General features: G+C 70.3%; 16 protein-coding genes. 9 read left to right on the top strand and 7 right to left on the bottom strand.

Annotation, left to right across the window (positions count from 1 at the left end):
* Positions 1–66: 66 nt before the first annotated feature.
* Together AB0M82_RS43220 and AB0M82_RS43215 are read left to right on the top strand one after the other, a co-directional pair.
* The gene (locus AB0M82_RS43220) at positions 67–1,227 is read left to right on the top strand and encodes a cellulose-binding domain-containing protein (protein ID WP_364735172.1); all 1,161 of its coding nucleotides are present in this window, start codon (positions 67–69) and stop codon (positions 1,225–1,227) included.
* Entirely contained in the window at positions 1,221–1,526 is a 306-nt protein-coding gene (locus tag AB0M82_RS43215; RefSeq protein ID WP_364735170.1) for a cellulose binding domain-containing protein, read from the top strand. Before AB0M82_RS43220 ends, AB0M82_RS43215 begins: the two co-directional genes overlap by 7 nt.
* Here AB0M82_RS43215 and mgrA read toward each other — a convergent pair.
* Positions 1,523–2,518 carry an L-glyceraldehyde 3-phosphate reductase gene (mgrA, locus tag AB0M82_RS43210; RefSeq protein ID WP_364735168.1) on the bottom strand — a complete coding sequence of 332 codons (996 nt, stop codon included), beginning with the start codon at positions 2,516–2,518 and terminating at the stop codon, positions 1,523–1,525. The two genes, AB0M82_RS43215 and mgrA, sit on opposite strands and share 4 nt — an antisense overlap.
* 36 nt (positions 2,519–2,554) lie before the next feature.
* Positions 2,555–3,751, bottom strand: a complete 1,197-nt coding sequence (locus AB0M82_RS43205) for an AGE family epimerase/isomerase (protein WP_364735167.1) — start codon at positions 3,749–3,751, stop codon at positions 2,555–2,557.
* 167 nt (positions 3,752–3,918) lie between these two features.
* Between AB0M82_RS43205 and AB0M82_RS43200 the strand changes: the two genes are divergently transcribed.
* On the top strand, positions 3,919–4,980 hold the full coding sequence (locus AB0M82_RS43200) for a lytic polysaccharide monooxygenase (RefSeq protein WP_364735166.1): 1,062 nt from the start codon (positions 3,919–3,921) through the stop codon (positions 4,978–4,980).
* A 63-nt stretch (positions 4,981–5,043) separates the two neighbouring features.
* Here the strand turns inward: AB0M82_RS43200 and AB0M82_RS43195 are convergent, their stop codons facing one another.
* The gene (locus AB0M82_RS43195; RefSeq protein ID WP_364735165.1) at positions 5,044–6,042 is read right to left on the bottom strand and encodes a LacI family DNA-binding transcriptional regulator; all 999 of its coding nucleotides are present in this window, start codon (positions 6,040–6,042) and stop codon (positions 5,044–5,046) included.
* A 161-nt stretch (positions 6,043–6,203) separates the two neighbouring features.
* Between AB0M82_RS43195 and AB0M82_RS43190 the strand changes: the two genes are divergently transcribed.
* Both AB0M82_RS43190 and AB0M82_RS43185 read left to right on the top strand, forming a co-directional pair.
* The gene (locus AB0M82_RS43190) at positions 6,204–7,475 is read left to right on the top strand and encodes an ABC transporter substrate-binding protein (RefSeq protein WP_364735164.1); all 1,272 of its coding nucleotides are present in this window, start codon (positions 6,204–6,206) and stop codon (positions 7,473–7,475) included.
* Between the two features lie 129 nt (positions 7,476–7,604).
* Positions 7,605–8,129 (top strand): GNAT family N-acetyltransferase, encoded by a 525-nt coding sequence (locus tag AB0M82_RS43185; RefSeq protein WP_364735163.1) that lies wholly within the window; start codon positions 7,605–7,607, stop codon positions 8,127–8,129.
* A 101-nt stretch (positions 8,130–8,230) separates the two neighbouring features.
* On the opposite strand, the gene AB0M82_RS43180 is transcribed toward AB0M82_RS43185, so the two are convergent.
* The 4 genes from AB0M82_RS43180 to AB0M82_RS43165 all read right to left on the bottom strand — a co-directional run bounded on the left by AB0M82_RS43180 (position 8,231) and on the right by AB0M82_RS43165 (position 14,604).
* Positions 8,231–10,051 (bottom strand): glycoside hydrolase family 6 protein, encoded by a 1,821-nt coding sequence (locus tag AB0M82_RS43180; protein WP_364735162.1) that lies wholly within the window; start codon positions 10,049–10,051, stop codon positions 8,231–8,233.
* Positions 10,041–10,223: a hypothetical protein gene (locus AB0M82_RS43175; RefSeq protein WP_364735161.1), complete on the bottom strand. Its 183-nt coding sequence runs from the start codon at positions 10,221–10,223 to the stop codon at positions 10,041–10,043. Before AB0M82_RS43175 ends, AB0M82_RS43180 begins: the two co-directional genes overlap by 11 nt.
* A gap of 10 nt (positions 10,224–10,233) precedes the next feature.
* Entirely contained in the window at positions 10,234–13,152 is a 2,919-nt protein-coding gene (locus tag AB0M82_RS43170; RefSeq protein WP_364735160.1) for a glycoside hydrolase family 48 protein, read from the bottom strand.
* A gap of 456 nt (positions 13,153–13,608) precedes the next feature.
* On the bottom strand, positions 13,609–14,604 hold the full coding sequence (locus tag AB0M82_RS43165; protein ID WP_364735159.1) for a LacI family DNA-binding transcriptional regulator: 996 nt from the start codon (positions 14,602–14,604) through the stop codon (positions 13,609–13,611).
* A 249-nt stretch (positions 14,605–14,853) separates the two neighbouring features.
* Between AB0M82_RS43165 and AB0M82_RS43160 the strand changes: the two genes are divergently transcribed.
* The 4 genes from AB0M82_RS43160 to AB0M82_RS43145 are packed head-to-tail and all read left to right on the top strand — an operon-like array spanning position 14,854 to position 19,415.
* Complete coding sequence (locus tag AB0M82_RS43160) at positions 14,854–16,158, top strand: extracellular solute-binding protein (RefSeq protein ID WP_364735158.1); 1,305 nt, start codon at positions 14,854–14,856, stop codon at positions 16,156–16,158.
* Positions 16,159–16,162: 4 nt separating this feature from the next.
* Positions 16,163–17,152, top strand: a complete 990-nt coding sequence (locus AB0M82_RS43155) for a sugar ABC transporter permease (protein ID WP_364735157.1) — start codon at positions 16,163–16,165, stop codon at positions 17,150–17,152.
* A complete protein-coding gene (locus AB0M82_RS43150) occupies positions 17,149–18,006 on the top strand; it encodes a carbohydrate ABC transporter permease (RefSeq protein WP_364735156.1) in 858 nt (285 codons plus the stop codon). The genes AB0M82_RS43155 and AB0M82_RS43150 overlap by 4 nt, the downstream gene beginning before the upstream one ends.
* Positions 18,003–19,415: a GH1 family beta-glucosidase gene (locus tag AB0M82_RS43145; RefSeq protein WP_364735155.1), complete on the top strand. Its 1,413-nt coding sequence runs from the start codon at positions 18,003–18,005 to the stop codon at positions 19,413–19,415. The genes AB0M82_RS43150 and AB0M82_RS43145 overlap by 4 nt, the downstream gene beginning before the upstream one ends.
* Positions 19,416–19,527: the final 112 nt, after the last annotated feature.

Raw genomic sequence — 19,527 nt, 5'->3', positions numbered from 1 at the left:
CGGCCACCACCCAGGGGCGCCGTGGCTCAGGCCACGGCGCCCCTGTCCGCGCCCTGGGAGGACCCGATGAACAGGTTCGCCGCCGCCCTCGCCGCACTCTGCCTCGCCGCGGCGGGCACCACCGCGGTCGTCGTCGCCGGCCCGGCCGCCGCCGCGCCGGCCTGCTCGGTCGGCTACCACGTCAACCAGTGGCAGACCGGGTACACCGCCGAGATCACCGTGACCAACGGCGCCACCGCGCTGTCGTCCTGGAAGCTCACCTGGCACTACGCCGGCACCCAGTCGGTCACCTCGGCCTGGAACGCCACCGTCCGCCAGTCCGGGACCGCGGTGACCGCGGAAAGCCTGCCCTACAACGCCGCCCTGCCCGCCGGCGGTTCCGTCTCGTTCGGCCTCCAGGGCACTTACAGCGGGACCAACCCCGAGCCCACGGACTTCGCGCTCAACGGCGTCTCCTGCGGCGACACCACTCCCCCGACCACCACGCCCCCGACCACCACCACGACTCCCCCGACCACGACGACCTCCGGGCCGCCGCCCACCGGATGCACCGGGACGAAGATCTGCGACGACTTCGAGCAGCAGACCGGCAGCGTCCCGGCCGGCCGCTGGACCGTCGGCGCCGCCAACTGCACCGGCACCGGCACCGTCACCGTCGACAGCACGGTCGCGCACTCGGGCACCCGCTCGGTGAAGGTCGCCGGCCAGGGCGGCTACTGCAACCACGCGTTCCTCGGCACCAGCCTCGCCGACGTCGGCTCCGGCGTGCTCTTCGGCCGGTTCTGGGTCCGGCACACCACTCCGCTGCCCGCCGGGCACGTCGCGTTCATGGCGATGCGCGACACCGCCGACGGTGGCCGCGACCTGCGCGCCGGCGGGCAGAACCGGGCCCTGCAATGGAACCGCGAGTCCGACGACGCGACCCTGCCCGCGCAGAGCCCGGCCGGGGTCGCCCAGAGCGTCCCGCTGCCGACCGGCACCTGGTCCTGCTTCGAGTTCCGGCTCGACGGCGCCGCCGGGCAGCTGCGGACGTGGCTCGGCTCCGCGGAGGTGCCCGGGCTCGTCGTCGACGGCGTCCCGACCCCCGACATCGACCAGCAGTGGCTCGGCCGGGCCTGGCACCCGGCGGTGACCGACCTGCGGCTGGGCTGGGAGAGCTACGCCGGCGACGCCGACACGCTGTGGTTCGACGACGTGGCACTGGGCACCGGGCGGATCGGATGCTGACGAAGGCGCTGACGGCGGCCGTACTGGCCGCCGCCGTGCTCACCGCGCCCGCCGCGGCCGCGACCACGCCGCTGCGGCAGTGGGACTACGCCGCGGGCCAGCGCGTCGCCCAGGGCTGGAGCGGCACGTGGACGCAGTCCGGGGCGCACGTCACCGTCGACGCGCCGTCGTGGCAGGCCGACCTCGCGCCGGGCGCGTCCGCCGTCACCGGGTTCAACGGGACGTTCACCGGCTCGAACCCGGCGCCGACGGCGTTCACGCTGAACGGCACCGCCTGCGCTGTGCCGACCGTCAACTAGGGGCTGACGATCCGGTCGATCTCGGCCAGCTCGTCGTCGGTGAACCCGAGGTTCGCGGTGGCGGCCACGGTGTTCTCGAGCTGCGCGACGCTGCTGGCCCCGATCAGCGCCGAGGTGACGCGGCCGCGGCGCAGCACCCAGGCGATGGCGAGCTGGGCCAGGGACTGGCCACGGCGCTTGGCGACGTCGTCGAGCGCCCGGATCGTCGTCAGCGTCTCCTCGGTGACCCGGTCGCGGGTGAGGAACGGGCTGGCGCCGGCCGCCCGTGAGCCGTCCGGGATGCCGTCGAGGTAGCGGTCGGTCAGCAGGCCCTGGCTCAGCGGCGAGTACGCGATCGAGCCGACGCCGTGCTCGTCGAGGGTGTCGAGCAGGCCGTCCTCGACCCAGCGGTTGAGGATCGAGTACGACGGCTGGTGGATCAGCAGCGGCGTGCCGAGGTCCCGCAGCGCCCGCAGCGCGGCTTCCGTCTGCTCCGGCGAATAGTTCGAGATGCCCGCGTAGAGCGCTTTCCCCGATCGGACCGCCGTGTCGAGGGCGCCCATGGTCTCCTCGATCGGCGTCTCCGGGTCCGGGCGGTGCGAGTAGAAGACGTCGAAGTGGTCCAGCCCGGTGCGGGCGAGGCTCTGGTCCAGGCTCGCCAGGAGGTTCTTGCGGGAGCCCCATTCGCCGTACGGGCCGTCCCACATCAGGTAGCCCGCCTTGGACGACACCAGGATCTCGTCGCGGTAGGGGCGGAAGTCGGCGGCGAAGTGCCGTCCGAAGTTCGCCTCGGCCGCGCCGGGCGGCGGGCCGTAGTTGTTGGCCAGGTCGAAGTGCGTCACCCCGAGGTCGAACGCCCGGCGCAGCACCGCGCGCTGGACTTCCAGGGGCTTGTCGTCCCCGAAGTTGTGCCACAGCCCGAGCGACACGGCGGGCAGCTTCAGCCCGCTGCGCCCGGCCCGCCGGTACGGCATGTCCGTGTAGCGGTCTCCGGCGGCGACGAAAGGCGACATGGTTCTCCTTGTCGGATGGGGACGGCTCCGGCCACCTTAACCGCGCGGCGCGAGCGCGCCGGCGAACGACGCCGCGGGTGGCAGCGTGGGCAGCAGCGTCGCCTGGTACGCGTGGTAGATGTCCGGTTTCCCGGCCCAGACCGTCGCGGCGGGGCGGTTCCCGGGGTCGAGTTCGTGATGCCACGACCCGGCTTCACGGTCGACGAAGCAGGCGTCGGCGTGGTCGCACCAGTCCCGGAACCGGCCGAGGTACGCCGGATCGCCCGTCTCCTGGTGCAGCGTCCACGCGGCGGCGATCGCCTCCGTCACGACCCAGTGCAGCCGGTTCCGCACGACCGGCACCCCGGCGAAGTCGGTGGTGTAGACGAATCCCGGGGCGCCGTCGACGGCCCAGCCGTCCCGCACCGCGGTCGCGAACAGCGCGGCCGCGTCGGGCACCAGCCACGCCGGCGCGCCGTCCCCGAGCGCGCGCTTGAGGTGCACGGCCAGCCGCGCCCACTCGAAGAGGTGCCCGATGGTCGCGCCGAACGGCCGGAAGGGGTGGGCGGGCTCGTCCCGGTTGAACTCCGGGCGCACCCGCCAGTCCGCGTCGTAGTGCTCCGGCAGCCGCCAGCCGTGCGCGCGGGCTTCGCCGTGCACCAGGCGGTCCAGAATGGACAGCGCGCGCGTCGCCCACACCGGGTCGCCGGTGACGTCGGCGGCGGCCAGGAACGCCTCGACGGTGTGCATGTTGGCGTTCGCGCCGCGGTAGTCCTCGAGCCGCGTCCAGCCGCGGTCCCAGACGTCGGCGACGAGCCCCGGCCCCGGTTCCCAGAACCGGCGTTCGACGGTTTCGAGGGCTTCGGCCAGCAGCGGTTCCGCGCCCGCGGCGCCGGCGGCCACCGCGCTCGCGGCCGCCAGCACGACGAAGGCGTGCTCGTACGCGCGCTTTTCGGTCAGCTCCGTCGTGGCGTACCAGCCGCCGTGCTCCGGGTCGCGCAGGAGCCCGGTCAATGCCGCGACGCCGTGCGCGACGCGGTCCGCCGCCCCGGCCACTCCCTGCAGCGAAGCCAGCGCGAAGACGTGCGTCATCCGGCAGGTGATCCAGGTCTCGACCGGCCGGTCGAGCACCGGGCGCCCCGCGTCGTCGAGCCAGGCGAACCCGCCGCCGGGATGCGCCGCGTGGGCGGCGAACCCGAGCAGCCGGGCGGGTTCGGCGCGCACCCACGCGGGAACCGAAGACGGACTGTCCACTCTCTGCCCTTCGCCACGGTCAGGCCGGTGATCGGCTGCCCTCGCCAAGGTAGGCCAAGGTCCCCGCGACGGCTCCCGCGGGATGTTCCGGAAGTGACCGCCGCCGCGTATCCTGACCATGAGAGCGCTCCCAGTCTTCGCGCACGCTACCCAACGAAGGGACTGTCGTGACCAGGAGACGAAGTACGATCCTCGCCGCCGTCACCGTGCTGCTGGCGAGCTTGACCGCCATTCTGCTGAACACCGGCACGGCCGAGGCGCACGGCGCCTTGATGAAACCCGGCAGCCGGACCTTCTTGTGCTGGAAGGACGGGCTCAGTTCGACCGGCCAGATCGTCCCGCAGAACCCGGCCTGCTCGGCCGCCGTCGCCACCAGTGGCGCCAACTCGCTGTACAACTGGTTCGGGGTGCTGCGGTCCGACGGCGCCGGGCGCACGCGGGGCTTCATCCCGGACGGGAAGCTGTGCTCCGGCGGGAACCCGGGCTACGCCGGCTACGACCAGGTCGGCGACTGGCCGCTGACCCACCTAAGCGCCGGGGCGGCCTTCGACTTCTCCTACAACGCGTGGGCCGCGCACCCGGGCTGGTTCTACACCTACGTGACGAAGGACGGCTGGAACCCCAACCAGCCGCTGACCTGGGACTCCCTGGAGAACCAGCCGTTCCTGACGGTGGACCACCCGCCGGTGACCGGCCAGGTGGGCACGGTGGAGGGCCAGTACAAGTGGAGCGGCGCGCTGCCGTCGAACAAGTCCGGCCGGCACATCATCTACTCGGTGTGGAAGCGCTCGGACAGCGCGGAGACGTTCTACGGCTGCTCGGACGTCACCTTCGACGGCGGGCACGGCGAGGTCACCGGCGTGCACGACCCGGGCACCCCGACGACCACGCCGACGACGCCCACCAGTCCCACGACCCCGGACGGCTCGTGCATGGCGATGTACGAGATCACCAACGCCTGGAACGGCGGCTACCAGGCCAAGGTGACGGTGATGAACCACGGCACCTCGGCGTACCGCGGCTGGCAGGCGGGCTGGACGCTGCCGGCGGGCCAGACGGTCGGCAGCGTCTGGGACGGCACGCTGAGCCAGTCCGGCTCGGTGGTCACCGTCCGGAACGCCAACTGGAACGGCGCGGTCGCCCCGGACGGCCGGACCACCTTCGGGCTGGTCGTCAACGCCGCGGGGAGCAACCCGGCCCAGCCGACGCTGACCTGCCAAGGCACCTGATCGTCCCTTGTGGACCATCAGGCGCGGGCCACATCGAGGGACGTGACGCCCTCGATGTGGCCCTCACGGCCGGGCCGGGCCGGTACTGCCGCGCGTCACCAGAGCCGGGCGCGAAGCACAGACGTCACCGGCCTGGCCGCCCGCCAGCAGCTCCGCCAGCACCGACGCCGCCAGCCCGCCGAGCTCCGCCAGCGGACGCCGGACCGCGGAGAGGGCCGGGCGGACCAGGCGGCAGAGCGGTGAGTCGTCCCACGACACCACCGAGAGGTCGCCCGGCACCGCCAGGCCGGCTTCGCGGGCGGCGACCAGCGCGGCCACCGCGAGCACGTCGGTGTCGCACAGCAGGGCCGTCGGCGGCCGTGGCTGGACCAGCACCCGCTGGATCGCGCCGGGCCCGGCCTCACCCGAGTGGCCGGTGTGGACGGTGCGCGCGACGGCCAGGCCCAGCCGGTCCGCCGCGACGGCGAACGCCTCCGCGCGGGACCGCGGGTGCGCGAACACCGCCGGGCCGGCGATCCGGACCACGCGGCGGTGCCCGAGCGCGGCGAGGTACCCGAGGACATCGCCGGCCGCGGCCGCGTCGTCCACCCACACCGCGGGGACGCCCGGGTGGCCGGGCGGCCCGCCGAGCGCCACCGCCGGCAGGCCGATCCGGGTGAGCTCGCCGATCCGGTCCCCGGCGTGCCCCGGCCCCGCGAGCAGCACGCCGTCGACCTTCCGCTCGCCGCGCCAGCGGCGGTAGGCCGCCAGCTCGGCGTCGAGATCGGGCACGACCTGCAGCAGCAGTGACGCCGGACCGATCCCGGCGAGCAGAGCGGTGAGGAACGGCTCGACGCCGAGGACGTCCGGCGGCCGGTCGAGCACCAGGCCGATCGCCCCGGCCCGCCCACCGGACAGCGCCCGCGCCGTGCTGCTCGGCGCCCAGCCGAGGTCCCGGGCGATCTCGGTGATCCGCCGCCGGGTCGCCTCCGAAACACCGGGCCGGCCGTTGAGCGCGTAGGAGACCGCGCCCTTGGACACGCCGGCCTCCCGCGCGATGTCGGTGATCGTCGGACGCTTCATCGCACCCCTTCGCCGCACCGGGGACGACGCCGGACCGTGTCCGGCCGGACACCCGCCGTCGCACACCTTGACACCTCTCGCACCCGGGATCGAGACTCCAGCCGGGAGCGCTCCCAACCAATGCCGGCGGGGGGCGAGTCGCGAACGGGGAGTACGCGCACATGAGGCAGATCCGAAGACGCCTGGCCTTCGCCGCCGCTTTCGTCCTGCTCGTCCTGACCTGCGGGTGCGGTCCCGGTACGCCGGAGAAGATCACGCTCACCGTGGCGACGTTCGGGCAGTTCGGCTACTCCGACCTCCTCCCCGGCTACCAGTTCACCCACCCCGGGCTCACCATCAACCAGGTCCGCACCGAGCAGGGCGGCCCGTACCACCAGGACCTGCTGGCCAAGCTGCAGAGCGGCCAGGGCCTCGCCGACGTCCAGGCCGTCGAGGAGGGCCACCTCGCCGACGTGCTCGCGCAGTCCGCGAAGTTCGCCGACCTGGCCAAGGTCGGGCCCGCCGACGTCAAACCCGGCCGGTGGCTGGAGTGGAAGTACGAAGCCGGCCGCAGCAAGGACGGCAAGCTCGTCGGCTACGGCACGGACATCGGGCCGCTGGCCATGTGCTACCGCAAGGACCTGCTCGAAACGGCCGGGCTGCCCACCGACCCCGGCTCGGTGAAGACGATGTTCGCGACCTGGGACAGCTACTTCCGGGCGGGCGAGCGGTACGTCAAACGCTCGCACGGGAAGGCGTGGTTCGACTCCGCGGCGCAGAACTTCAACGCCATGGTCAACCAGCTGCCGGTCGGCTACCTGGACCGGGAGGACCGCCCGACGCTCGAGACGAACTCCGCGCTCCGGGCCGCCTGGGACCAGGTCACCACCGCCGTCGCGCAGGGGCAGTCGGCCGGGCTCACCGCGTTCGAAGACGACGGCAACAACGGGCTGCGCCAGGGCGCCTTCGCGACGAAGGTCTGCCCGTCGTGGATGCTCGGCGCCATCGAGCAGCAGGCCGGCGTCGGCAATGCGGGCAAGTGGGCGATCACCGACGCGTTCCCGGACGGCGGCGGCAACTGGGGCGGCTCCTACCTCACCGTGCCGGCCACGAGCGAGCACCAGAAGGAGGCCGCCGCGCTCGCCGCCTGGCTGACCGCGCCGGAGCAGCAGCTGCACGCGTTCCGGGTGAGCGGGAACTTCCCGAGCCAGGTCGAGGCCTTCGCCTCCCCCGACCTGCTCAGCGAGATGAACAGCTACTTCGGCGGGGCGCTGAGCGGGCAGGTCTTCGTGGCGCAGGCCCGCAAGGTCGGCAAGCCCCAGTACAAGGGGCCGGGCGACGGCAAGATCCAGGAGGCGGTGATCGCGCCCGCGCTGAAGTCCGTGGAGCAGGGCGCCGACCCGGCCGCGGCCTGGCAGCAGGTGCTGACCGGGGTACGCCGAGTGGTGCCGTGACGCCTGGGCCGATGCCGTCGTCCTGAACGACTCTTTCCTGGCGTCCCACGACACGAACGAGCCGTTCATGCCGTCGCGGCGGGCGAAACCCGCTCGCGCGGAGTTTCCGCGACGGGCAGGGTGCCCGGTGTGACCGCTCCCCTGCCCAAGCCCTGGCAGCACCACGAACTCCGCCGTCCCGGTCCCGAAGACCACTTGCCCGTGCTCGCCGTCCTGGACACCTGGTGGGGCGGCCTCGGTGGCGAGGAGGGTTCCCGCCAGCGAGCCCTCCTGCTGCCGAAGCTGATGTTCCAGCACTTCGGCGACAGCAGTCTCCTGGTCGCCTCGGACGAGCGGATCGTCGCGTTTCTGATCGGTTTCCTCTCGCCGTCCCGGCCGGCCGAGAGCTACATCCACTTCGTCGGGGTCGATCCGGCCGAGCGCGGCCGAGGCCTCGGCGCCGCGCTGTACGAGCGCTTCTTCGCCTACAGCCGGGCGCACGGGCGCTCGGTGGTACGGGCGATCACGTCGCCGGTGAACAAGGGTTCGCACGCGTTCCACACCCGGATGGGGTTCGTCACCGAACCAGGGTCGAAGGAGTTCGAAGGACTGCCGGTCCAGCCCGACTACGACGGGCCGGGCCTGGACCGGCTCAGCTTCCGCAAGGACCTGTGACCCAGGCCGGTCGGCCGGGTCCGCGGGAAACTTCCTTTCCGCGCGAGGGGTGGAGCCCGGGCCGGGCGGCGGCTGCGCGGCACCGCCCGGCCCGGGACGTACTACTGCACCGGCGGGTAGGCGTTCTGGACCAGCTGCTCGAACTGGGCCTGGAACCACTTACCCGACAGCGGCGCGTTCGGCAGCGCACCGGTCAGGTTGCCGCCGTTGGCCTGCTCACTGCCATGGAAGGTCGGGTCACACATCGGGTCGGCGCCCTTACCCTCGTCGTTCGGGATCTGCTGGCTCGCCCCGTCCGACTCACCCGGCGGCTTGATCCACACATAGGCGTCGAAATGCGGCGCCGGACTCACCGTCGGCCGCAACCCCAACCCGGCCCCGCTCTGGTTACACCAGTTACCCCGGTGCAACCGCCGGTCGATCCGCCCCGAGTTGACGTAGGCGTCCACCGTGGACCCCGAAGCCCCGCTCGGCCGAGCCGCCCCGCCCCAGCCGTTGCGCGAGGTGTCGATCAGCATGCCGATGCCACTCGGCAGACCCGCCGACACGAACGCGTTGTACATCGCCGTGCCGAACTTCGACTCATCGAAATACGGGTTCCACTGGTAGAACTTCGCCGACCGCAACGGCTGGCCACCCACGTTGAGACCCGAGTCCGGCAGGTACGGCTCAGTCACCGGCGTGTAGTTGGCCGTGGAACTGATGAACCCGTCGATGCTGTTCACCCCGGCCGTCGTGCCCTGCAACAGCTGCTTGACCTGGTTGACGAACGGACCGAAGTTGCTGTCCCAGCCCAGCCACGCCGAATGCGCGATGTCCAGATAGTTGTAGACATTCGAGATCGCGTGCAGCTTGTTCAGCGCGTACTGGATACCCTGCACGTACACCCCGGTCGACTGCGCCTCCGCACACTTGGGCGTCGAGGTGTTGGTCACCAGGTTCGGCATCGAGTCCGGCTCGACAACCGTGACGATCCGCAACGGCGCGTACTTCGGATCCGCCATGATCGCCGCGATCGGATCGATGTACTCCGCCTTGTACCGAGCCAGACCGTTCTCGGTGGCCTTCAACTCACCATTCGACGCCAACGCCGCGCAGTCGCGGTTGGGCAGGTCGTAGACGACGATCTGGATCGTCACCGGCGTACCACCACTCGCCTGCGCCAACGCCGCGTCCAAATGCCCACGCAGACCACGCGAGTCCGCCGTCCCGGCGATCGCCGCGATCCGATCCAGCCACACCGCCGTCGACGTGTTCGCCACCTTCGCCATCTGCGCGCCCAGCGCACCACCCTTGGTCGCGGCCGCCGCCGACACCAAAGCCGACCAATCCGGGTTCACATACCCCTTCGCCCCGGCGTACGGGTTCTCCACGTGCGTCCCGGGCTGGGGCGTCGTGGTGACCGTCGTCGGAGTGGTCGATGTCGTCGGGGTGGTCGACGTCGTCACGGTCGTCGGCCCGGTCGGGCTCGTGTACGTGGTCGGGGGCGTGCCGTCGCAGTGGGCGCCGTTGAGCGAGAACGAAGTGGGGATGTCGTTCGTGCCCGAGAACGAGCCGTTGAAGCCGAAGTTCGCCGTCGCGTTCGACCCGAGCGCCGGGCTCCACGACGGGTTCTTGGCGCTCACGTGCTTGCCGCTTTGGCTGAACGTGGCGCTCCACCCCTGCTGCACCCGCTGGCTGCCGCCGAAGTCCCATTCGACGTTCCAGCCCGACGTGATGGCTTCGCCGAAGTTGGTCACCGCCACGTTCGCGGTGAACCCGGTGTCCCACTGGTTGACGGTGTAGGTCACTTTGCAGCCCGTGGCGGCGCCGGCGGGGCTTCCGCCGATCACCACCAGGCCGGCGGTGACGGCCGCGGCCGTCACCGAGGAGGCCACGGCGAGCCGTGACTTCCTCCTCGCGGACCAGAATTCACTCCTCATTGAGTGTGCTCCTTCGTGTTGGTCGTGGGCGGGTCAGGTGGTGCACGCGGTCGCGCCGACGGCGAAGCCCGGCCACCGCTCGCATGGTCACCGGGGCCGCGGCGACCGGGGACGCCGTCAGGACGGCGCCCCCGGTCAGGACGGCGACCGCCAGTGCGAGCAGTCGCTTCATCGGATACCTCTCAGCCGAACAGGTCCACGTGGGCGGCGAAGGCCGTGGCGATCTCCGTCTGGGCCCAGAACCGGTGGTAGGTGAACGTCGGTGCGGCGCCACCGTCCAGATAGGCCTGAACCTTCGGCCACTGCGGGTCCGACTTGTAGAACGACCGGATCGACAGGAACGTCGAGTTCGCGTTGATCGGGTCACCGTTGGGCATCGTGCCCGTCCAGCCCGAGGGGACATACAGCCCCTGGTCGGTGGTGGCGTTGTAGGTGTCGTCGAACCGGTTGTAGTCGGTCCGGGTCTCCGGCACCGCGATGCCCTTGCTGTCGGTGTTCGCCGTCAACGCGGTGAGCAGCTGCTCCCCGACCGTCTTGGCCTGGGCGTTGCCCGACCCCGACGCGTAATACAGCAGCGTCTTGGCCAACGAAGCCGCGACACCCACGTCCTGGCTGTAGTTCTTCACCGACACGTGCAGCCCCGTGTTCGCACCCGGGCTGGTCGCGTTCCAGGTGTCCGGCGCACCACTCCAGGTCAGATCCGACGGAAGCTGGAAACTCCCACCGGCCCCGACCGTCGTGGTCGAGATCGCCCACGGCACCCACTTGTCCAGGATCTTCTTCGCCCGGGCATCCTTGGTCGCCTGGTAGTACTCGGCGATCCGCTCCATGCCCCAGGTCTGGAACCCGAACCACTGGTTGCTCGGCGGGTCGTGCCAGACCGGCTGCCAGTCGTAATACATCCCGTAGAACGTCGGCGACGCCGCCGGCGGCGTCCCGTACTGGCCGTCCCAGCTGTTGGTCGCACCACCGGCGAGACCGCCTTCGGAGGACTGCAGCCACTGCAGGAACTCCAGCTGCCGGTTGAGGCTGGTGCCCCAGTCCTGCGCACCGGTGGCCGAGGTGACCTTCAACCCCGCGTCGGCCGACAACGCGTAGGCGGCCAGCGGGTTCTGGTAACCCTGGTGCGCCGCACTGTCCCCGATCCGCCACGCCCACGCGCTCGACGGGTCCTTCGAACCGCCCCACGCGTAGTACCACGAAATCAGGTAATGCTCACTGTTCTTACCGCTGCCGGCCGGGCAGGTCGACGGGCCGACACAGTTGCCGATCTTCTTGTAATACTTGTCGAACAGCGAGTACCGCAGGTAGTCGCCCATCTTGGACGCCTTCTTCAGCACCGCCGCGACATCAGCGCTCTTGCCCTGCGCCTGCGCCCACTTCTCGGCCTGGAAGGCCACCTGCACGACACGGGCGTCCGCGTCGGGCGCGTCGGTGTACTTCCACTGCTTGGCATAGGAAGAGTCACCGGTGAACAGGTCCAGGTACCCGTTCTTGCCGCCGAACTTCAGGATGTCGCAGCTGGGCTGGGTGACGGTCTCCCAGACCGACTCCTGCGAGCCGCGCTGGAAGGTGTTGATGAACGCCGGCGCGGTGTTCGTGCCGTCCTCGCAGTGCCCGAACTTGTAGATGTTGTCCACGTCCAGCAGCCAGTGCATGCCGTAGACGTCCGGCGAACCGTAAGCCGCCTTGAGCTCCGCCGCGATCGGATCGGCACCCACCGAGACACCCGACTGCAACTGCGACGGGTAGGACTTCGGGCTCGGGTACTCCGCCGCATACGTCGCCGGCTTGCTCGCGTTGTAGCCGGAGTTGCCCGGCTGGTCCGCCGCCGACGGGATCGCATACGTCTCGATCGAGGTCCACGCCTGGTTGAACGGGGTCCAGTCGCCGGTGATCCGGCCGTAGGACGCTTCCAGCCACAGGTAGTAGCTGAACGCCTCCGACGTCGTCTCATGTCCGTGGTCCGGCGCCTCGACGATCAGCGTCTCGATCGAGTGATAGGGCACCAGGATGTTCCCGAACTTGCGGAAGTAACCGCTGTTCGGGTCCTTGATCTTGTTGTACTGCGTCAAGAACGCGAGCTGGTAGTCCGAAGTGGACGACGAGATCTCGCTGACCGTCACCGTCGCCGCGGTGTAGCCGCTGCTGCTCGCGGTGAAGGTCGCGCTACCGAGCGCGCCTCCGTTGTCGGCGCTGGTCACCGTGACGTTCTGCGGCACGTTCCAGTTCGCCGCGGTGAAAGTAAGGCTCGCCGGGCTCGCGGTCAGGTCGGTGCTGCCCGCCGTCCGGGCGACGGCGACGGTCACCGGAGCGGTGGGCGCGCCGGCGAGGCTGACGGCGAACGTGCCCGTGCCACCCTGCTTGACCTGCGCCGTCGCCGGGGTGGCGACGATCGTCGGTCCGGAGAGCACCTTCACGCTGACCGGGTTCGAGGTGGTCGACGCGTTCTTGTTGTCGTAGGCCTTCGCCGTGACCGAGTACGTCCCGGCCGGGACGTTGCCCCAGCTGCCCTCGAACGGTGCGGCCGTGTCGGTGGCCAGCAACGTGTCACCGGCGTAGAACTCGACCTTGCTCACCGTGCCATCGGGGTCCCCGGCCATCGCGGCCAACGGGATCGTGGCCGGTGCGTAGAAAGTGTCGGTCGACGACGGCGCGGTCAAACTGACCGTCGGCGCCTTGTTCGCGCCGGTGCACGCCGTGCCGTTGACCGAGAAATCCGTCGGTGGCCGGTTCGCCGAACCCTTCGAACCATTGAACCCGAACGACGTACTCGCACCGGAGTCCAGATGACCGTTGTAAGACAAACTCGACGCGGTCACCACCGCGCCGCTTTGCGCGAAGGACGCGCTCCAGCCCTGCTGGACCTTCTGCCCGTCCAGGAAGGTCCAGCCGACCTTCCAGCTGTCCAGCGGCGCCCCGTCGTTGCGCAACGAGACGTTCGCCGTGAACCCGGTGTCCCAGTCGTTGGAGGTGTAGGTGACCGAACAGGCAATGTCGGCGCCGAACGCCGGCGGTGGGGCAACCACCGCGCCCGCGAGCGCGACCATGGCCGAAGCCAGGGCCAGCGCGCGGGCGCGCTTTCGGGGAGAGGAACGCATGGCTGCGGAACTCCTTTGTCCGTAGGGAGCCAGCGATCTGGGAGCGCTTCCAGAAGCAGACGGTAGCCAGCCGCAAACGTGCCTGTAAAGAATCGAGTCAGAAGGACACCACGGCCGGAACGGTCATCCCTGCGCACCCGGCGAACACCCGTCCACTGAACACTCCTGAACAGCCGTCACCGAAAGTCGGTGTATCACCCGTTCAGCCCAGCCGAGGGGTAACGCAGAGTACTCAGGAAACGCCGTTTAGGGCCAAAGGCGTACATCTCGATAGGAAGGCTCCCACCCACCGGCACCCGATCGTGTGAGTCGCCATCCGCTTCAATGACGCGAGCCGACCCTCAGGCACGCCAGCCGACCCTCCAGGCGCGCGAGTTCGCCGTTCCGGTCCGCGCGGCAGGGGCCGGCACGCGCCTTCAGGAGGCCGGCACGCGTGCCTGACGGGACGACACGGCGTCAGCTGGAGGCGCGGACCGCCAGGGAGACCGGCAGGATCTGCTGCCGCGGCTTCAGGTTCTGGTCCTGGAGCAGCTGCATCAGGGTCTCGACCATCGCGTGGATCTGCTCGCGCGGGTCCTGGTGCACCGACGTCAGGGGCGGGTCCATGGCCGGGGCCAGCGTCGCGTTGTCGTCGAAGCTGACCACCGCGACGTCCTCCGGGATGCGGCGGCCCGCCGCGTCCAGGGTGCGCAGCGCGCCCACCGCCATCATGTCGCTGGCGACGAACACCGCGTCCAGGTCCGGGTGGCGGGCCAGCAGCGCGGACATCGCGTTCGCCCCGCCGGACAGCGTGAAGTCGGCCTCTTCGACCAGGTCAGCGGGGTCGAGGCCGGCGTTCAGGAGGGTCTTGCGCCAGCCGGCGAGCCGGTCGATCGGGGCGCTCTGGTCCTGCGGCCCGGCCACGGTGGCGATCCGCCGCCGTCCGGCCGCGACCAGGTGCTCCACCGCCAGCCGGGCGCCGCCCTCGTTGTCGAAGTCGACGACGTGCACGCCACGGCGGATGCCGGCCGCCTGCCCGCCGAACACGACCGGGATGCGGAGCAGGCGCAGCGCCTTGGGCAGCGGGTCGGCCCGGTGCGGCGCGAACACCAGGGCGCCGTCGACGTGGCCGCCCTCGAGGAACCGGACGGTCCGGCTCAGGTCCTCGCGGGTGTCGCTGAAGATCAGCACCATCTGGCGGCCGACATCGGCGAGCTCCCGGTAGCCGGCCCGCATGACGGCGGCGCGGTAGGGGTCGTCGAGCAGCCGGTCCTCCGGCTCCGACAGCACCACCGCGATCGCCCCGGTCCGCCGCGTGACCAGCGACCGGGCCGCCTGGTTGGGGGAATAACCCAGGTCACGAGCCGCCGCCAGCACCTTCTCCCGCGCGGCCGCGCTCACATACGCGTCGTCGTTCAAGGCCCGCGACGCCGTCGACCGCGACACACCCGCGAACGCCGCGACGTCTTCCAACGTCGGGCGTTCCTCATCCCCTGCTCGAGGCCCCACGGCACCGCCCTCGCTCACCACAACCACCTGGACCGCATCAGCTTAACGTTCACACCCCGAAGCGTCCGGGAGCGCTCCTCGCAGGAAACGCTCCGGTTACAACCCCTTGACACCGGTGAAGGGCCCCAGCAGACTCTGCCACACCTGGGAGCGCTCCCAGATCGGCTCCCAGCAGTGAGAGCGCTCATTCCCGTCAACAAGGTGGTTGGACACGTGAGAACGATCCGGAACGGCCTGGTCCTGGCACTGGGCATCACGATGACGGCGCTCAGCGCCACAGCCTGCAGCGGAGGCGGTGAACAGCAGCCACCGGCCGCGGCGAACCCGAACGAGCACGTCGACCTGACGCTGGCGACCTTCACCGAGTTCGGCTACGAGGCCCTCATCCCGGAGTACGAGCGGCTGCACCCCAACATCAAGATCACCCACCGCAAGACCGGCCAGGGCGGCCCCTTCCACGAGGACCTCGTCACCAAGCTGGCCGCCGGTTCGGGCCTCGCCGATGTGACGGCACTCGAAGAGGGCCACCTGTCCGACTTCCTCGACAAGGGCTCGAAGTTCAACGACCTGAGCAAGATCGGGCCGGCCGACGCCTCCCCCGATCGCTGGCTCCCCTGGAAGTACGAAGCCGCCAAGACCAAGGACGGCAAGCTCATCGGCTACGGCACCGACATCGGGCCGCTGGCGATGTGCTACCGCAAGGACATGTTCAAGGCCGCCGGCCTGCCGGAAGACCCTGAGCAGGTCAAGTCGCTGTTCGCCACCTGGGACAGCTACTTCGCGGCCGGCGCGGACTTCGTGAAGAAGAGCAACGGCAAGGCCTGGTTCGACTCGGCCGCGCAGAACTTCAACGCCATGGTCAACCAGCTTCCCCAGGGCTACATCGGCAACGACGACAAGCTGGCCCTCGAGAACAACCAGGGCATCAAGGACGCCTGGACCAAGGTCAGCGACGCGGTCGCCAAGGGCGAGTCGGCCAAGCTGACCGCGTTCAGCAACGAGTGGAACACCGGCTTCAAGCAGGGCGCGTTCGCCACGAAGGTGTGCCCGGCCTGGATGCTCGGCGTCATCAAGGAACACGCCGGTCCCGAGAACGCGGGCAAGTGGGCCGTTACCGCGGCCTTCCCCGGCGGCGGCGGCAACTGGGGCGGTTCGTACCTGACCGTGCCGACGCAGTCGAAGCACCCGAGGGAGGCCGCCGAGCTCGCGGCCTGGCTGACCGCCCCGGAGCAGCAGATCAAGGCGTTCCAGGCCAAGGGCACGTTCCCGAGCCAGGTCAAGGCCCTCTCGGACCCCGCGCTGCTGAGCAAGACCGACGACTACTTCGGCGACACGAAGGTCGGCGAACTGTTCGCCGAGCAGGCCAAGAAGGTGCAGAAGCCGCAGTACAAGGGTCCCGGCGACGGCCAGATCCAGGAGAACGCGACCATGCCGGCCCTGCAGGCGGTCGAACAGGGCAAGCCGGCGGCGGAAGCCTGGCAGCAGCTGGTCGACGCCGCGAAGAAGATCACGCGCTGAACCGATGACCGTCCTCGACAAGGTCGCGCCAGAAGGGAGTAAGGCCGGGGAGCGCGAGTCTCCCCGGCCCACCTTCCGTCACCGGTTGAGCCGGTGGGACGTCAAGGTCTCGCCGTACCTCTACATCGCGCCGTTCTTCATCGTCTTCGGGATCGTCGGGCTGTTCCCGCTGCTCTACACCGCGTATGTCTCGTTGTTCAAGTGGGAGGCCGGGGCCGACCATCCCGACTTCATCGGCGTCGACAACTACAAGGAGCTCTTCGCCGACACGCAGTTCTGGAACGCGCTGACGAACACGATCAGCATCTTCCTGCTTTCCAGCGTCCCGCAGATCATCATCGCGGTGATGCTGGCGGCACTGCTCGGCGCCCGGTTGCGCGGCGCGACGGGCTGGCGGGTCGGCATCCTGCTGCCGTACGCGGCCAGCCTCGTCGCCATCGGCATCATCTTCGCCAACCTGTTCGGCCCGCGGTACGGGCTGATCAACGGCGTGCTGCAGACCATCGGGCTGGACCCGGTCGACTGGCAGGCCAGCCGGTTCGGCAGCCACGTCGCGATCGCGGTCATGGTCAACTGGCGCTGGACCGGCTACAACGCCCTGATCGTGCTGGCGGCCATGCAGGCCATCCCCAAGGAGCTGCACGAGGCGGCGCTGATCGACGGCGCGGGCATGTGGCGGCGGTTCTTCAACGTCACCTTGCCGCTGCTCAAGCCCACGCTGATCTTCGTCACCATCACCTCGACGATCGGCGGCCTGCAGATCTTCACGGAGCCGAAGCTGTTCGACGCCCAGCCGGGGTCCAACAACGGTGGCTCCACCAACCAGTTCCAGACCGTGACGCTGTACCTCTACCAGTCGGCGTTCCAGAACGCCGACCTCGGCTACGCCTCGGCGATCGCCTGGGTGCTGTTCGTGATCATCGTGCTCATCGCGCTGGTGAACTTCTTCCTCACCGGCCGGATCGCCCGCACCCCGGTGGTGAAGAAGAAATGACGACACTCCAGAGTGGACTGCGCAAGCGCGCGGCCATGCTCGGCAAGCCACGCAAGGCGACCTACGTCGTGCTGGCGATCTTCGTGCTCGGTTCGCTGTTCCCGTTCTACTGGTCGTTCCTGGTCGCCAGCCGGGACAACGGCATGCTCAGCGAGCGCATCCCGCCGTTCGTGCCCGGTGGCAACTTCTTCGCCAACGCCGCGCGGGTGTTCGACACGGTGCCGTTCTGGAAGGCGCTGGCCAACAGCGTCATCGTGTCCGGGACGGTGACCCTGACGACGGTGCTGTTCTCCTCGCTGGCCGGGTTCGCCTTCGCGAAACTGCGGTTCCGGGGGCGCGACAAGCTGTTCGTGTTCATCGTCATCACGCTCGCGGTGCCCACCCAGCTGGGCATCATCCCGTTGTTCATCGCGATGTCCGAACTGGGCTGGGCGGGGAGCCTGACGGCGGTGATCGTGCCCAACCTGGTCACCGCCTTCGGCGTGTTCTGGATGCGGCAGTACACCGTGGACGCCTTGCCGTACGAGCTCATCGAGGCGGCGCGCGTGGACGGCTGCAGCATGATCCGGATCTTCTGGAACGTCTGCCTGCCCGCGGTGCGCCCGGCCGCGGCGATCCTGGCGATGTTCACGTTCATGATGTCGTGGAACGACTTCCTGTGGCCGCTGGTGGTGCTCGACGCGGGTAACCCGACCGTGCAGGTGGCGCTGGAAAAGCTGCAGAGCGGCTATTACGTCGATTATTCGCTGGTGCTGGCCGGCACGACCCTGGCCACCATCCCGATCCTCATCGTCTTCGTCCTCCTCGGCCGCCAGATCGTGGCCGGGATCATGCAAGGTGCCGTGAAAGGGTGAACATGTCCGTACATCCCGACAGCGTTCGGGCGGAGACCGCGTTGATGTTCCCGCCCGGCTTCGTCTGGGGCGCCGCCACCGCGGCGTTCCAGGTCGAAGGGGCCACCACGGCCGACGGTCGCACCGACTCGGTCTGGGACGTCTTCGCGCGCCGTCCGGGAGCGGTCGTGGGCGGTGACACCGGCGACCCGGCCGCCGACCACTACCGGCGGTACTCCGAGGACGTCGACCTCATGCGGCGCCTCGGCCTCGGCGCCTACCGCTTCTCGCTGGCGTGGCCCCGGGTGCGGCCGGACGGCGGCGCGCCCAACGACGCCGGGCTCGCCTTCTACGACCGGCTGGTGGACAGCCTGCTGGAGGCCGGCGTCCAGCCGTGGGCGACGCTGTACCACTGGGACCTCCCGCAGGCGCTGGAGGAGCAGGGCGGCTGGACGAACCGCGACACCGCGTACCGGTTCGCCGAGTACACCGAGACCGTGCTGGCCCGGCTCGGCGACCGCGTCGCCAGCTGGTCGACGCTGAACGAGCCGTGGTGCGCGGCGATGCTCGGGTACGCGGGCGGCATCCACGCGCCCGGCCGCACCGACCACCCGGCCGCCGTCGCCGCGACGCACCACCTGCTGCTCGGGCACGGCCTGGCGATGGACATCATCCGGCGGCACGCGCCGGGCACGCCGGCGGGGATCACGCTGAACCTGTACCCCGTGGTCCCGCACGACCCGGCCGACGTCTCCGACGTCGCCGCGGCCCGGCGGATCGACGGCCTGCAGAACCGGCTGTTCCTCGACCCGGTGCTGCGCGGCGGCTACCCGGACGACCTGGTCGCCGACCTGGCGCCGTTCGGGCTGGGCGAGGTGGTGGCGGACGGCGACGCGGAGATCATCGCGGCGCCCGTCGACTGGCTCGGCGTGAACTACTACCGGGACTACCGGGTCGCGGGCCGCCCGGTGCCGGACAGCGAGCCGGCGGGCCCGGAGTGGGTCGGCGCCGGCGACGTGCACTTCGTGCCGGACCCGGCGGCGCCCCGCACCGACTCCGGCTGGGAGGTCCAGCCGGCCGGGCTGACCGAGTCGCTGCTGCAGGTACACCGCGGCTACCGGCGGGTGCCGCTGTACATCACCGAGAACGGCGCGGCCTACCCGGACGTCATCGGCGACGGCGGCGACATCGTCGACACCGACCGGGTGGCGTTCCTCGACTCCCACCTGCGGGCGGCGCACGACGCCATCCAGGCGGGCGTCGACCTGCGCGGGTACTTCTACTGGTCCCTGCTCGACAACTTCGAGTGGGCCGAGGGGTATGCGAAGCGGTTCGGCCTGGTCCACGTCGACTACGAGACGCAGCAGCGGACCCCGAAGCGGAGCGCGCACTGGTACGCCCAGGTGATCGGCCTCAACGGCCTGGGCTGAGCCACCGCAAAGCCGTGAATGTCGCATTGAGGGACTTCAAGTCCCTCAATGGCGCGTGGATCAGCCCGCGGTCGACGGCGTCCAGCGTGGTCATATCGATCATTCAACCGCA

This window comes from Amycolatopsis sp. NPDC051128 (genome assembly GCF_040682715.1).
GTDB lineage: Bacteria > Actinomycetota > Actinomycetes > Mycobacteriales > Pseudonocardiaceae > Amycolatopsis.
This window is presented reverse-complemented; position numbering and strand designations above follow the sequence as displayed.